Raw genomic sequence first — 13,797 nt, 5'->3', positions numbered from 1 at the left:
AGGTCGGGTATCGGTGTCACGTTACCGCGTACGGGGGAAACGGGTGCGCGCCGGACGAGCGGTACGGACAGCAGCTGATCGTATGGGCCTACTGTTCTGACGAATCCTAAGAATCAGCCGACCGTGTCCCTGCCGTTCCCCCGCGGAGGTGTCCCTCGTGCCCCAGCCGCACCGTCCCACCCGACCCGCCAGGCCACCCCAGCCACAGCGTGCGCGGCGGGGCGGCCCGCAGGCCCGGCGCCGGGGGGACAGACCCCGGTGGGGGGTGCGGATCGCGGCCGGGGTGGCGGTCGTGGTGCTCGGATCCGGGGCCGTCGGGCACGCGGTGATGACCGGCCTGGACACCGGGATCCAGCGGGTGGACCCCTTCAAGGACATGAAGAACCGCCCCCAGGCCGGGCACGGCCTGAACTTCCTGCTCGTCGGCACCGACGGCCGCGACAGGATCACCAAGGAGGAGAAGCGGGAGTACCGCCTCGGCGGCGCCCCCTGCCACTGCACCGACACGATCATGCTGGTGCACCTGTCCGCCGACAAGGAGCGGGCGAGCGTGATCAGCCTGCCCCGCGACAGCTACGCCGAGGTGCCCGCCCACCACGACCTGGTGACGGGCAAGCCGCACAAGCCGCACCCGGTGAAGCTGAACGCCGCCTACGCCGAGGGCGGGCCGAACCTGACGGTGCGCACGGTGGAGAACATGACCCGGGTGAAGATCGACCACTACCTGGAGGTCGACTTCACCAGCTTCATGAAGACCGTCGACGCCATGGGCGGCGTCGAGATCTGCACGGCCAAGCCGATGCGCGACTCCTCCACCGGCCTCGACCTGCTCCCCGGCACGCACCGGCTGACGGGTGGCCAGGCCCTGCAGTACGTACGCTCGCGCCACATCGACGGGGCCTCCGACCTGGGCCGGATGCAGCGCCAGCAACGGTTCGTCGCGGCCCTGATCAAGCAGGCCACCGGGGGCGGGGTGCTGCTGAACCCGGTGAAGTTCAAGGAGGTCAGCTCGACGCTGCTGGGCTCGGTACGGGCCGACCGGGACTTCGGCTCGGAGCAGATGCTGGCCCTGGGGCAGGCCATGCGGGACTTCACGCCCTCGTCGTCCGAGTTCGCCTCGGTCCCGGTCGGGGACCCCTCGTACCCGGTCAAGGGCATCGGGTCGACGGTCAAGTGGGACGCGGCGAAGGCCGCCCAGCTGTTCGAGTCGGTCCGCCAGGACCGGCCGCTGGCCCCCGCCCGCGCCGCGGGGACCCGGCGGCCCGCCGCGACACCGGTGGACGTGCCGCCGGGCCAGATCAAGGTGCGGGTGGAGAACGGGACCCGGATCGACGGGCTCGGCGGCCGGGTCGACTCCGCGCTGCGCGCCACCGGCTTCAACACCACCGGCGCCCCGGGCAACGGCGCCGGCCGGGACGTGCGGCGCACGGTGATCGCGTACGACCCCCGGTGGGACCGCACCGCCCGGACGGTCGCCACGGCCCTGCCCGGCAGCGAGCTGCGCGCGGTGCCGCGCCAGGGCCGGACGGTGCTGGTCATCGCGGGCACGGACTTCAAGAAGGTGGTGCCGGTACGGGCGGAGGACCCGTACCAGGGCACGTTCGGCGTGGTGACGGGCGACCAGGTGGTGTGCGGGAAGTAGCCGTGGCCGGACCGCGCCGCTTCGGCCCCGCACCGTCGTGCCGCCGCTAGCGGACGCGCTCCACCAGGGCGACCTGGAGGCCGCGCACCTTCTTCTTCTCGACGAGCTTGTAGTGCTTCTCCAGCACGTCGGCCTGCTCCTTCGGGAGCTTGTGGTACGGGTTCGGCGTACCGCTCCAGGTGACCACCCACACCCGCCGGGTGGCACCGAGGCACTGTTCGGGCTGCTCGCACTCCACCGGGAACAGGTCGTCGCTCGCCACGGCCGAGCGCTGCGCGAACACGTCGCGGAGCTTCACCCGCTCCGGCAGGGAGTACTCGATCTGGAAATCGACCATGAACACGCTGTCGCTGCCCCGGACCGGCACGAAACCGTCACCGGGCCGGTAGCCCTCGGCGATGATCCGCGCGGCTTCCTCGCCCTCGCGGCCGCTCTTGAACGTCTCGGTGCGGATCTGGCGCTGGTCGGGGAGGCCGAGGAGGATCACCGCGGCCAAGCCGGCCACCCCGAGCGGCCGGGGCCGCAGGGCGGCCAGACCGGCGGCGGCGATGACCACCCAGGCGGGCATGGTGAAGAGCAGGTAGCGGTCCATGAAGTAGGAGGTGCTGCCCTGGGAGACCACCCAGGCGGCCGCGATCGGGGCCGCGCCGACCAGCACGAGCTCCACGGCCGGCCGACGGCCGGTGGTGCGGGCGAGCGGCAGCAGCGCGAGCGCGGCCACGGCGAGCGCGACGAGCGGGGAACCGAAGAGGGTGTCCCAGACCTCGGCGATGCTGCGCAGGTGCGGAGTCTTGATCCAGCTGATCTGCCGCCCCACTTGACGCTGCCCCAGCAGTACCAGCGGAACCACCGGGACCAGGGCGACGGCGACGGTCACCGCGAAGCCGACGACGGTGCGCCCGCGCCGGTCCCGCCACCAGCGCAGGAGCACGATCAGGACGTGCGGCAGCAGGAACAGCAGCGAAACGATGTGGAACAGGCCGGCCGCCGCCACCGCGACGGCGTACGGCGCCCAGCGGGCCGGGGTCGAGCGCTCCAGCGCCCGCAGCAGCAACCAGGTCGCGGCGGTGACGGCGAGCACCGCGAAGGCGTAGGAGCGGGCCTCCTGGCCGTAGCGGGTGACGGACGGGACCAGGGCGAAGAGGAGACCCGCGAAGACGGCGGTGCGGCGGTCGAACGCCTTGCGGGCGGTCAGCACGACGAACGCGGCGGCGCCCGCCATGGCGAGGGCCGAGGGTATCCGCAGCATCGTCGCGGAGTCGCCGAAGACGGCGACCCAGCCGTGCAGCAGCAGGTAGTAGAGCCCGGAGACGGCGTCCACGTTGCCCAGCATCTCGACCAGGTCGCCGGTGCCGCGGGTGGCGGCGTTCCAGCTGGCGAGTTCGTCGCGCCAGAGGTTCGGGGTGCCGCCGCCCACGCAGGTCACGGCGAAGGTCAGCACGGCGGCCCACAGCCAGTCGAAACGGGCCCGGCGCATCGCGCGCGAACCGCCGGGGTGTCCCGCCCCGTCGTTCTCGACGGGGCGGCCGGGGCCGGCCCCGGCCGCGACAGCCGTACTGCTGGTGGTCATTGCACGTACCTTCCGAGTCCATCAAGGCGCAGCTGCGCGAGTGGCCCCGGCGCATGGGAAATCCGGACCGGGCCCGACGTGTCAGGGTAGATCAGTGCCCGGGGCGGCAACCACTTCCGCACAGCGCTCGCCGCCCGTGGTTCACCTGGGGCGGACCGGCGGATCGCTCTTGGGCAACGAGATCTTCGCCCCGTCGAGCAGCCGCTTGAGCAACGCCGACAAGGGCCGCTCGGCGAAGCGGTGGACGAGCCAGGAGAGCAGCAGGATGACGGCCAGGCAGATGGCCAACAGCTGGAACGGGGCGATGCCGTGGTCGCGGCCCCAGCGGATGATGGCGAAGCCCAGTTCCTGGTGCAGGAGGTAGACGGGGTACGTCAGGGCACCGGCGACGGTCAGCCACTTCCCTCGCACCCAATTGAAGGCGCCCGTGGACACGCCCAGCATCAGCGCGAAGGCGAACAGGGAGAAGCCGGCGATGACGTACCAGTGCAGCGGGTGCTGCACGCCGTACTCGTAGCTCTCCTTCGTCCCCAACAGCATGTGCTGGGCCACCAGCCACGAGAATCCGACGGTGCCGAGCAGGAGCCAGTCACTGCCGAACCGGTAGATCAGGTACATGGCCACGCCCGCAATGAAGAACGGGGCGTACTCCGGCATCAGCAGCATCTTCAGGAACGGCGCGTCGGCCTTGTCGACGAGGACGGCGGCGATCATCCATATCCCGCAGAAGGAAAGCACCCGCCGGTAGGTCAGCCCCATGGCCACGACCACTGCGAACAGCAGGTAGAAGCGCAGCTCCACCCACAGCGTCCAGTAGACGGCGTCGACCTCGTCCACACCCAGCGGCTGCTGAAGCATCGTGAGGTTGGTCAGCAAGCCCGATGGGGTGACGTGGCGGCGGCTGTCCCGGACGGTCGTGGCGAAGTTCACCACCAAGGCCGTGATGATGACGGCGACCCAATAACCGGGGAAGAGCCGGACGACCCGCGAGGTGAAGTACTGACGAGGCGTCTTGCCCCAGCAGGACATACAGATGACGAAGCCGCTGATCAGGAAGAACAGTTGCACGCCCAGCCAGCCGTACGCACCGAAGGCGTGGACGGTGGGCATGAGGTTCTGGGGCTCCTGTTTCCAGACTTCCGGGTACTGGTTGACGCCCGTCCAGTGGAATCCGACCACCATCAGAGCGGCGATCAGCCGAAGCGCGTCCAGCACGTACAGTCGGGCCCGGCGGGGAGCGGAGTTCGCGGCCTGGACCGGCACGTCGGGAGCCCCGTCGCGCAATGGGGGCAGGGAAGGCACGACGGTGGACATCAGGGGTGTTTCTCCGCAGGAAATCCGAGGACGGACGGACGTCGACACAGCGTTTCTCGGGCGTCGGACAGGCCACACTAACGTGACCCCCATGCGCCCTGGACCGATAGGGGTCTTCCGTGACGTGAAACACGCCACCGAACACCCCGCCGCCCGCACGCGCGTTCAGTCGTCGAGGCCTTCCGCGGCTCGCCGTTCGCGCAGCTCCATGATCGCCTGGCGGCGGGCGAGCCGGTGGGTGCGGCGGATCTGGGCCTCCTGGTTGCGGCGCCGGTCCTGCTCGGTCTCCGGGAGCACCGGCGGCACCTGGCGGGGCTTGCCCTCGGCGTCCACCGCGGTGAAGACCAGGTAGGCGCTGCCGACCTGGGTGGCGGGGGTGGACTCGTTCCACCGCTCGGCCAGCACCCGTACGCCGATCTCCATGGAGGAGCGTCCGGTCCAGTTGCACTGCGCCCGGACGTGGACCAGGTCGCCGACCCGGACGGGCGCGAGGAAGGCCATCTCGTCCATGGAGGCGGTGACGGCCGGACCGCCGGAGTGCCGGCCGGCCACGGCGCCGGCCGCGTCGTCCACCAGCTTCATGATCACGCCGCCGTGCACGGTGCCCAGGAGGTTCGTGTCGCTCGCGGTCATGATGTGGCTGAGCGTGGTGCGGGAGGCCGAGACGGGCTTGCCCTGCGGTTCGACCGGTATGTCTGTCATACGGACACCTTAAATCGGTACCGGAGGCATCAGGTGTGCAACAGCACCGGTACGAACCCCCCACCGGGGTGTCGAGCGACACGCCGGTGCGGGCATCCTTGTCCGCATGAGTGACTGGGACGGGTGGAGCGGCGAGCGCGATGCGCGCGGCCGCCGCGATGACGGGTACGGACACGGCAGCGGGCAGGCCCAGCCGGAAGGCGCGCAGCGGATGCGTCACGTCCAGCGGCAGCCGCAGCCGCCGCAGCGCCCGGCCCGGCCGCCGGTCCCGCCTCAGTCCGCTCCCCCGGCGGGCCCGCCCGCGTACGGGGTCCCGCCGCAGCAGACCCGCGGTCAGGGTGGCCCCGGCGGCTACGACAGCGGCTACAACACCGGCCAGGTCTACGGCTCGCCGTCGGGCCCCGGCGGCCCGGGCGGCCCGGGGCAGCGGCCCCCGGGCGGCGGTGGCACCGGGGGGCCCGGCCCGGCCCGGGGGGCCGTCGACTGGCGCCGGCGCATCAAGGTCGGCTCGATCGTCGTGGCCTCCGTCCTCGTGGTGACCACGATCGGCACCTACTTCTGGGCCGACTCCAAGGTGCGCCGCGAGGTCGACCTCTCCAAGGTGGTCGAGCGCCCGAAGGAGGGCGACTGCACGACCTATCTGATCGTCGGCTCCGACAGCCGCGAGGGCATGTCCGACGAGGAGAAGAAGAAGCTCCACACGGGTTCCGCCGAGGGCAAGCGCACGGACTCGATGATGATCCTGGCGAAGTGCTCCAGCGGGAACACGATGATCTCCCTGCCGCGCGACTCGGACGTGGAGATCCCCTCCTTCGTCGGCTCGCAGTCCGGGAAGAAGTTCCCCGCGCAGGGCAGGCGGGTCAAGCTCAACGCGGCGTACGCGGAGGACGGCCCCGAGCTGCTGGTGCGCACCGTGGAGTTCAACACGGGGCTGCGCATCGACCACTACGCCGAGATCGGCTTCGCCGGGTTCGCGAACATCGTGGACGCGCTCGGCGGGGTCGAGCTGGACATCGAGAAGGCGTTCAAGGACGAGAAGTCGGGCGCCGACTTCAAGGCGGGCCGCCAGACCCTCAACGGCGAACAGTCGCTGGCCTTCGTACGGACCCGCTACGCCTTCGCGGAGTCCGACCTCCAACGCACCAAGAACCAGCAGAAGTTCCTGGGGGCGCTGGCGAGCCAGGCGGCCACGCCGAGCACCGTCCTGAACCCCTTCTCGCTGTACCCGGTGATGGGCGCGGGCCTGGACACCCTGATCGTGGACAAGGACATGGGCCTGTGGGACCTGGGCCAGATGTTCTTCGCGATGAAGGGGGTCAACAGCGGTGACGGCGTCTCGATGAACATGCCGATCTCCGGCCAGCGGGGCGGCAACCTCGTCTGGGACAAGGCGAAGGTCCAGCAGCTCGTCAAGCAGATCCAGAACGACGAGAAGGTCACCGTCCGGGGCCAGTGACCGGGCGGGGCCCGTCGTACGGAAGGGGCACCCCCTCGGGGGTGCCCCTTCCGTACGACGGGCCTGCCGGCGCGACTACTTGCCCGCGCGGGCGCGCAACTTCCACGGCATGGCGATGGACTCCAGCTGGACCGCGAGGTTCATCTTGGACTCGCCGACGGTGCGGTCCTCGAAGTGGATCGGGACCTCCATGACCTGGAAGTTCCGGCGCAGTGCCTTGAACTTCATCTCCACCTGGAAGCTGTAGCCCGCGCTGCCGATCGACGCCAGGTCGATGGCCTTGAGCGCGTCGGCGCTCCACAGGTTGAAGCCGCCGGTGATGTCGCGGACGCGGGTGCCCAGGATGGTGCTCGCGTAGGCGTTGGCCCAGCGGGACAGCAGCTTGCGGTGCGCGCCCCAGGCGTCGGACAGGGTGCCGCCCGGAACGTAGCGGCTGCCGACGACGAGACCGGCGCCGGTGGAGCGGGCGACGCCCAGCATCTCGGCGATCTTGTCGGCGGGGTGGGAGCCGTCCGCGTCCATCTGGAGCACGTACTCGGCGCCGTCCTCGATGGCCTTGGCCATGCCGGCGGCGTAGGCGCGGCCGAGGCCGTCCTTCGCGGTGCGGTGCAGGACCGACATGCGCGGCTTGCCGTCCTCGTTGAGGAAGCCCTCCGCGAGCTCGTCGGCGATCTTGCCTGTGCCGTCGGGCGAGGAGTCGTCGACGATCAGCAGGCGCAGGCCCGGCTGGTCGAGGCCCATGATCAGTTCGACCATGCCCGGCAGGTTGCCCGCCTCGTTGTACGTGGGCATGACGACGGTGAGCGGCGTGTGCGCCCAGCTGTCCGGAAGCTTCATGCTCGCGACGTCGGTCGCGCGGGGAGTCTGCTGCTCGCCTATCACAGGGTTATGCCTCACTGAAGTTGGTCACCGGTCCGAGGAGAAGCGGACGGCGGCAGCGGGAAGTTCCGCTTCGCACCACACCCGCACCCCCGCGCGAAGTTCATTGTCAGCCCCGACGACGGCGCCGTCACCGATGACCGCGCCGTTCACCACCGTGCGCGAACCCACCGAGGCACCGGCGCCGATGAGACTGGCGTTCACCACCGTGTCCGGGCCGAGGGTCGCACCGTCCAGCACGATCGATCCCTGGACGACCGCGCCCGACTCGATCCGGGCACCGGCACCCACCACCGTACCCCCCGACAGCTTGGCGCCTTCGGCCACATGGGCACCCGGGAGTACGAGGGACTCACCGCGGGGGCCGGGAACGGCCGGGGAGGCCACGATGCCGCGGACGAGGTCGGCGGAGGCCTGGACGAAGGACTCGGGCTTGCCGAGGTCCAGCCAGTACGTTTCCTCGGTCACGCCGTGCAGCTTGGCACCGGAGGCGAGTAGACCCGGGAAGGTCTCGCGCTCGACGGATACCGATCGGCCGGCCGGAATGGAGTCGATCACGCTACGCCGGAACACGTAGCAGCCGGCGTTGATCTGATCGGTGATGATTTCCTCGGGGGTCTGCGGCTTCTCGGTGAAGGCCAGCACCCGCCCCTCGGAGTCGGTGGGGACCAGACCGAAGGCGCGGGGGTCCTCGACCCGCACCAGGTGCAGGGAGACGTCGGCGTCGGCCGCCCGGTGGGAGTCGACCAGGCCCGCGATGTCCAGGCCCGTCAGGATGTCACCGTTGAAGACGAGTACGGAGGAGTCCGGGCCGCCGGTCAGACGCTGCGCGGCGTTGCGGATGGCGCCGCCGGTGCCGAGGGGCTCGTCCTCGACGACGTATTCGAGGGTGATGCCGAAGGCGGATCCGTCGCCGAAGTAAGGCTCGAAGACCTCGGCGAGGTAGCAGGTGGCCATCACGATGTGCGTGACGCCTGCGGCCGCTGCCCTGGCTATCTGGTGGGCGAGGAAGGGGACGCCTGCGGCCGGAACCATCGGCTTGGGAGTGTTCACCGTCACGGGGCGCAGTCGCGTCCCCTGCCCGCCAACCAGCAGGATCGCTTCCGTCATTGTTTTCTCCCCAAGCGGTTCGGGCATACGAAGGTTCAAATTTAGCCCATCCGGGGACGTGTCGAGGCCGGTGGAGGCCGCTGCGGGACCGCCTCCGGCCACGTTCGGATCACGGGCGGACTCCTTGGCGGGGGCGGGTGTCGCGCGGGGCATGGGGCCGCGCACGTCACGGAGGGCCGCAGATGGGGCACATGACGGACAGTCGCCGGGCCGGCTTGACATCGTCGCTGGTCAGAGCACTGCCCGCAGGCCGGGCCGCACGCGCGCGTCCGGCGGCGGCGGCGGGCACGCGCACGTCCGAACCGCCCCGGGCGGGTGTGCGGCCGCCGACAATCGACGGCCGTCCGTCCCCAACCTGTCGGTAACCCGTTACCAACGGACGCCCGCCGGGGGCCGCCCGCGGGCTGCGCCACCTGCGCCGGACCGCGTTCCTGACCCGGCCCGGGGGCTTTTCGCGCCTGATCGGCTGCGCGGTACGGCTGGGTGGCCCAGGTCCGGGTGCCGCCGCCGGGCTCCCGGGCGGGGCCGAAGCCCCATTCCCCCTCGCAGTCCCGCACCAGTGCGACGAGGACCCGCAGGTGCCCTCGCCGCCTCGCCTCGCACGGACCGGCGAGTCAGGGATGAGGGTGCACACCGTGGGCGTCGTCGACGATCAGGCGGAGCGAATCGTCCCGGTACCGCAGCGAGAGGTACAGGCCGTCGCCCGGGCCGCTGTGCCAGCCGGCGGCCATGAGGTCGCCTCTCATCTGGGCGGCGGCGGGGCCTCGGCGTAGGCCACTCAGTGGGGCCGGGGGCCTAGTCGTTGGTGCAGGTCAGCGCCTGTTTATAACCCGGTGTCAGCCCAGGATTTCCCCAGTATGACGCCCAGGAACACCCCGGAACGGACCCGAACGGACCGGAGGCCGATCAGGGCTGCCCGATCGGCCGAGTGGGCCGCTGACCTGCGACGACCTTGCTACGGCAGGTTCCTCGCCATGACGATCCGCTGAACCTGATTCGTACCTTCATAAATCTGCGTGATCTTGGCGTCGCGCATCATGCGCTCCACCGGGTAGTCGCGCGTGTAGCCGTAGCCGCCGAGGAGCTGGACGGCGTCCGTGGTGACCTCCATGGCCACGTCGGAGGCGAAGCACTTGGCCGCGGCGCCGAAGAACGTGAGGTCCTCGTGGGGGCCGCCGCCGGAGACGCGCTCCGAGCGGGCCGCGGCCGAGTACGTCAGCTGGCGGGCCGCCTCGATCTTCATGGCCATGTCCGCGAGCATGAACTGCACGCCCTGGAAGTCGCCGATCGGCTTGCCGAACTGCTTGCGCTCCTGGACGTAGCCCTTGGCGTAGTCCAGGGCGCCCTGGGCGATGCCGAGCGCCTGGGCCGCGATGGTGATGCGGGTGTGGTCCAGGGTCTTCATCGCGGTGGCGAAGCCGGTGCCCTCGGCGCCGATCATGCGGTCGGCGGGGATGCGCACGTTGTCGAGGTAGACCTCGCGCGTCGGGGAGCCCTTGATGCCGAGCTTCTTCTCCGGGGCGCCGAAGGAGACGCCCTCGTCGCCCTTCTCCACGACGAAGGCGCTGATGCCCTTGGAACGCTTCTCGGGGTCGGTGACGGCCATCACCGTGTAGTACTCGGAGACGCCCGCGTTGGTGATCCAGCGCTTGACGCCGTTGAGCACCCAGAAGTCCCCGTCGCGCACGGCGCGGGTCTTCATGCCGGCGGCGTCGGAGCCCGCGTCGGGCTCGGAGAGGGCGTACGAGAACATCGCGTCGCCCTTGGCCAGCGGGCCGAGGTACTTGGCCTTGAGCTCCTCGGAGCCGGAGAGGATCACCGGGAGGGAGCCGAGCTTGTTCACGGCCGGGATCAGGGAGGAGGACGCGCAGACGCGGGCCACCTCCTCGATCACGATCACGGTGGCGAGCGCGTCCGCGCCGGCGCCGCCGTAGTTCTCGGGGACGTGGACGGCGTGCAGGTCGCTGGCGACCAGGGCGTCGAGGGCCTCCTGCGGGAAGCGGGACTCCTCGTCGACCGCCGCCGCGAACGGCAGGATCTTCGCCTCGGCGAGCGAGCGGACGGACTCGCGGAGCATGTCGTGCTCCTCCGCCGGGCGGTACAGGTCGAAGTCGGCAGAACCCGCCAAGATCTCTCACTCCCCAAGTGCACGATGCTAACTACCGTTAAGTAACCCAAATCTTAGTGTCCGGCACCCCCGCAGCGATATGTACCGCGTACGTGAGCTGCGTGACAGCGGAGAACGTCCCCCGCCCGGGGCCCGACTATGCTCGGTTGCCGCAAACGGCCCCGCACCTCTGGAGCACTCATGGCCCCCCTCAAGATCACTGTGATCGGCACCGGTTACCTCGGCGCGACGCACGCCGCCGCGATGGCCGAGCTCGGCTTCGAGGTGCTGGGGTTGGACGTGGTCCCGGAGAAGATCGAGATGCTCTCGGCCGGTCGGGTCCCCATGTACGAACCGGGGCTGGAGGACCTGCTCGCCGCGCACGTCGCGGGCCTGCCCGGCTCCAGCGGGCGGCTGCGCTTCACCACCTCCTGGGAGGAGGTGGGCGAGTTCGGCGACGTCCACTTCGTCTGTGTGAACACCCCGCAGAAGCACGGCGAGTACGCCTGCGACATGTCGTACGTCGACTCCGCCATGGAGTCCCTGGCCCCGCACCTGACCCGGCCCGTGCTCGTCGTCGGCAAGTCCACGGTGCCCGTCGGCTCTGCCGAGCGCCTCGCGGCGAAGCTGGCCGCGCTGGCCCCGGCCGGCGAGGACGTCGAACTGGCCTGGAACCCGGAGTTCCTGCGCGAGGGCTTCGCCGTCCAGGACACCCTGCACCCGGACCGGATCGTCGTCGGCGTCCGCGGCGACCGGGGCGAGAAGCTGTTGCGCGAGGTGTACGGGACGCCCTTGTCCGAGGGCACCCCTATGGTGGTCACCGACTTCCCGACCGCCGAACTCGTCAAGACGGCCGCGAACTCCTTCCTCGCCACGAAGATCTCCTTCATCAACGCGATGGCCGAGGTCTGCGAGGCCGCGGGTGGCGACGTGGCCAAGCTCGCCGAGGCCATCGGGCACGACGACCGCATCGGATCGAAGTTCCTGCGCGCCGGCATCGGCTTCGGCGGCGGTTGCCTGCCCAAGGACATCCGCGCCTTCATGGCCCGCGCCGGCGAGCTGGGCGCCGACCAGGCCCTGACCTTCCTGCGCGAGGTCGACTCCATCAACATGCGGCGCCGCGGCCACATGGTCGAGCTGGCCCGCGACGCGGTCGGCGGCTCCTTCCTGGGCAAGCGCGTCGCCGTCCTCGGCGCCACCTTCAAGCCCGACTCCGACGACGTCCGCGACTCCCCCGCCCTCAACGTCGCCGGGCAGATCCACCTCCAGGGCGGGCAGGTCACCGTCTACGACCCCAAGGGCATGGACAACGCCCGCCGTGTCTTCCCCACCCTCGGGTACGCCGACTCCGCGGTCGAGGCCGCCCGCGGCGCCGAGGTCGTCCTGCACCTCACCGAGTGGCGCGAGTTCCGCGACCTCGACCCCGCCGCGCTCGGTGAGGTCGTCACCGACCGGCTCCTCCTGGACGGCCGCAACGCCCTCGACCCGCTGCGCTGGCGCGCGGCGGGCTGGACGTACCGCGCCATGGGACGGCCGCACGCGTAACCCCGGCCGGGGCGGTGGACGGTCGACCGAGGTCGGTCGGTGACGCTCGGTCGGTGGTGGTCGGTCGGTGGTGGTCGGTCGACGTCCGGCCACCTACCCAGCTTTGCCGACGTTCCGTTAAATAACGGTACATATCGACTGGGTAGAATTCAGGCCGATGACCACGACCAGCAGCCCTCCGCCCAAGACCCCCCCTCACGCGACGGCGGCGCCCGGCTTCCGTGATCGGCGGAGCTCCTTCGAGGCGGCCGCACGAGGCCCCGGCTCCCTGCTCTGCGTCGCCGGCCTCTGGGTGGCCACGCGGGCCGCGATGCTGTGGATGCTCGTCAACGACTTCCACACCTCGAACCTCGTCCGGGTCGAGGTCACCGCGACCTACCACAACTGGTACGACGTCCTCGTCACGTGGACGATGCCGCAGAACGACATCATGTGGCAGTACCCCCCGGCAGCCGCGGCGATCTTCCTCTCGCCCGATCTGCTGCCGTTCCTCACCTACTTCCAGGCCTTCGTCGCCCTGACCGTGCTGTGCGACGGCGTGATCCTCGCCGGGCTCGTGCGCGCCGCCCGCCGGGGCGACGGCAGCATGGCCGGCGCGGCCCTGTGGCTGGGCGCGCTGCCGCTGCTGATGGCGACCCCGTTCGCCCGCTACGACATCCAGGTCACCCTGCTCGCCGTCGGCTCGCTGCTCTGCCTGCGCCACCGGCCGCGGCTCGGCGGCGTCATCGCCGGCGTCGGCGGCATGGTCAAGGTCTGGCCCCTGCTGGCCCTGCTCGGCACCCCGCGCGGCAGGTCCACCCGCGAGGCCGTCACCGCGGCCGCGCTGTCGTGCGTCGCGCTGCTGGCCGTCTTCGCCGCGCTGTTCCGCGACACCTTCGGTTTCCTGGGCAACCAGGGCGACCGCGGGGTCCAGATCGAGTCCCTCGGCGGTTCGGTCCTGATGACCGCTCGCCTCCTGGACCTGTGGCCCGGCCGGATCGAGTACCAGTACGGCGCCTACGAGTACGTCGGCCCGTACGTGCCCGGCATCGCACGGGCCTCCCTCATGCTGACCCTGATCGGCTTCCTGCTGCTCCTGCTGTGGCGTGTGCGGGCCAACCGCTGGTCGAACGCGACCCCGTTCGACGCCGCGCTGTGCGCCATCATGATGTTCACGGTCACCAGCCGCGTCATCAGCCCGCAGTACCTGATCTGGCTGCTCGGCCTCGCGGCCGTCTGCCTGACCTCGCGTCACACCACGCAGCGGCCGATCGCGTGGCTGCTCGTGGTCGCCACCGCGCTCACCTCACTGATCTTCCCGGTCTGGTACGGCCCGGACATCCTCGGCAACACCGCGCTCGGCACCGTCGTGCTGGGTGCGCGCAACGGCATCCTGCTGTACGCGACCGTGTGGTCCGGGCTGCGTCTGTGGCGGGCGACCGTTGTTCCCGAGCCCGCGCCCTAGGTGGTTCTGCGGTGCTGCGCGGCGCGGG

General features: G+C 70.7%; 11 protein-coding genes. 4 read left to right on the top strand and 7 right to left on the bottom strand.

Annotated features, from left to right (window positions below; translation table 11 throughout):
- Positions 1-157 precede the first annotated feature (157 nt).
- Positions 158-1,642, top strand: coding sequence for an LCP family protein (locus tag ACZ4XJ_RS33005; protein ID WP_468498310.1), 1,485 nt, complete (start codon positions 158-160; stop codon positions 1,640-1,642).
- 46 nt (positions 1,643-1,688) lie between these two features.
- On the opposite strand, the gene ACZ4XJ_RS33000 is transcribed toward ACZ4XJ_RS33005, so the two are convergent.
- The 3 genes from ACZ4XJ_RS33000 to ACZ4XJ_RS32990 form a co-directional block, all read right to left on the bottom strand.
- Entirely contained in the window at positions 1,689-3,212 is a 1,524-nt protein-coding gene (locus ACZ4XJ_RS33000) for a glycosyltransferase family 39 protein (protein ID WP_468498309.1), read from the bottom strand.
- Between the two features lie 141 nt (positions 3,213-3,353).
- The gene (locus ACZ4XJ_RS32995; protein WP_468498308.1) at positions 3,354-4,526 is read right to left on the bottom strand and encodes an acyltransferase family protein; all 1,173 of its coding nucleotides are present in this window, start codon (positions 4,524-4,526) and stop codon (positions 3,354-3,356) included.
- A 165-nt stretch (positions 4,527-4,691) separates the two neighbouring features.
- Positions 4,692-5,228, bottom strand: coding sequence for an acyl-CoA thioesterase (locus ACZ4XJ_RS32990; protein ID WP_388897531.1), 537 nt, complete (start codon positions 5,226-5,228; stop codon positions 4,692-4,694).
- A 106-nt stretch (positions 5,229-5,334) separates the two neighbouring features.
- Between ACZ4XJ_RS32990 and ACZ4XJ_RS32985 the strand changes: the two genes are divergently transcribed.
- The gene (locus tag ACZ4XJ_RS32985; protein WP_468498307.1) at positions 5,335-6,684 is read left to right on the top strand and encodes an LCP family protein; all 1,350 of its coding nucleotides are present in this window, start codon (positions 5,335-5,337) and stop codon (positions 6,682-6,684) included.
- 75 nt (positions 6,685-6,759) lie between these two features.
- Here ACZ4XJ_RS32985 and ACZ4XJ_RS32980 read toward each other — a convergent pair whose 3' ends face one another.
- The 4 genes from ACZ4XJ_RS32980 to ACZ4XJ_RS32965 form a co-directional block, all read right to left on the bottom strand.
- On the bottom strand, positions 6,760-7,521 hold the full coding sequence (locus ACZ4XJ_RS32980; protein WP_468498306.1) for a polyprenol monophosphomannose synthase: 762 nt from the start codon (positions 7,519-7,521) through the stop codon (positions 6,760-6,762).
- A 69-nt stretch (positions 7,522-7,590) separates the two neighbouring features.
- Positions 7,591-8,673 carry a mannose-1-phosphate guanylyltransferase gene (gene manB, locus ACZ4XJ_RS32975; protein ID WP_468498305.1) on the bottom strand — a complete coding sequence of 361 codons (1,083 nt, stop codon included), beginning with the start codon at positions 8,671-8,673 and terminating at the stop codon, positions 7,591-7,593.
- Positions 8,674-9,287: 614 nt separating this feature from the next.
- Complete coding sequence (locus tag ACZ4XJ_RS32970) at positions 9,288-9,419, bottom strand: hypothetical protein (protein WP_468498304.1); 132 nt, start codon at positions 9,417-9,419, stop codon at positions 9,288-9,290.
- 209 nt (positions 9,420-9,628) lie between these two features.
- A complete protein-coding gene (locus tag ACZ4XJ_RS32965) occupies positions 9,629-10,801 on the bottom strand; it encodes an acyl-CoA dehydrogenase family protein (RefSeq protein ID WP_362883191.1) in 1,173 nt (390 codons plus the stop codon).
- Positions 10,802-10,981: 180 nt separating this feature from the next.
- Between ACZ4XJ_RS32965 and ACZ4XJ_RS32960 the strand changes: the two genes are divergently transcribed.
- Both ACZ4XJ_RS32960 and ACZ4XJ_RS32955 read left to right on the top strand, forming a co-directional pair.
- Positions 10,982-12,325: a UDP-glucose dehydrogenase family protein gene (locus ACZ4XJ_RS32960; RefSeq protein ID WP_468498303.1), complete on the top strand. Its 1,344-nt coding sequence runs from the start codon at positions 10,982-10,984 to the stop codon at positions 12,323-12,325.
- A gap of 157 nt (positions 12,326-12,482) precedes the next feature.
- Positions 12,483-13,769 carry a glycosyltransferase family 87 protein gene (locus tag ACZ4XJ_RS32955; protein WP_468498302.1) on the top strand — a complete coding sequence of 429 codons (1,287 nt, stop codon included), beginning with the start codon at positions 12,483-12,485 and terminating at the stop codon, positions 13,767-13,769.
- The last annotated feature ends 28 nt before the right edge of the window (positions 13,770-13,797 follow it).

The sequence above is a fragment of the Streptomyces sp. NPDC029836 genome (genome assembly GCF_055574495.1).
This window is presented reverse-complemented; position numbering and strand designations above follow the sequence as displayed.

Excerpts from the sequence above, each read along its gene's own strand:
- ACZ4XJ_RS33000 (WP_468498309.1), bottom strand. The coding sequence starts at position 3,212 with ATGACCACCAGCAGTACGGCTGTCGCGGCCGGGGCCGGCCCCGGCCGC.
- ACZ4XJ_RS32995 (WP_468498308.1), bottom strand. The coding sequence starts at position 4,526 with ATGTCCACCGTCGTGCCTTCCCTGCCCCCATTGCGCGACGGGGCTCCC.
- ACZ4XJ_RS32990 (WP_388897531.1), bottom strand. The coding sequence starts at position 5,228 with ATGACAGACATACCGGTCGAACCGCAGGGCAAGCCCGTCTCGGCCTCC.
- ACZ4XJ_RS32985 (WP_468498307.1), top strand. The coding sequence starts at position 5,335 with ATGAGTGACTGGGACGGGTGGAGCGGCGAGCGCGATGCGCGCGGCCGC.
- ACZ4XJ_RS32980 (WP_468498306.1), bottom strand. The coding sequence starts at position 7,521 with ATGAAGCTTCCGGACAGCTGGGCGCACACGCCGCTCACCGTCGTCATG.
- manB (WP_468498305.1), bottom strand. The coding sequence starts at position 8,673 with ATGACGGAAGCGATCCTGCTGGTTGGCGGGCAGGGGACGCGACTGCGC.
- ACZ4XJ_RS32970 (WP_468498304.1), bottom strand. The coding sequence starts at position 9,419 with ATGAGAGGCGACCTCATGGCCGCCGGCTGGCACAGCGGCCCGGGCGAC.
- ACZ4XJ_RS32960 (WP_468498303.1), top strand. The coding sequence starts at position 10,982 with ATGGCCCCCCTCAAGATCACTGTGATCGGCACCGGTTACCTCGGCGCG.
- ACZ4XJ_RS32955 (WP_468498302.1), top strand. The coding sequence starts at position 12,483 with ATGACCACGACCAGCAGCCCTCCGCCCAAGACCCCCCCTCACGCGACG.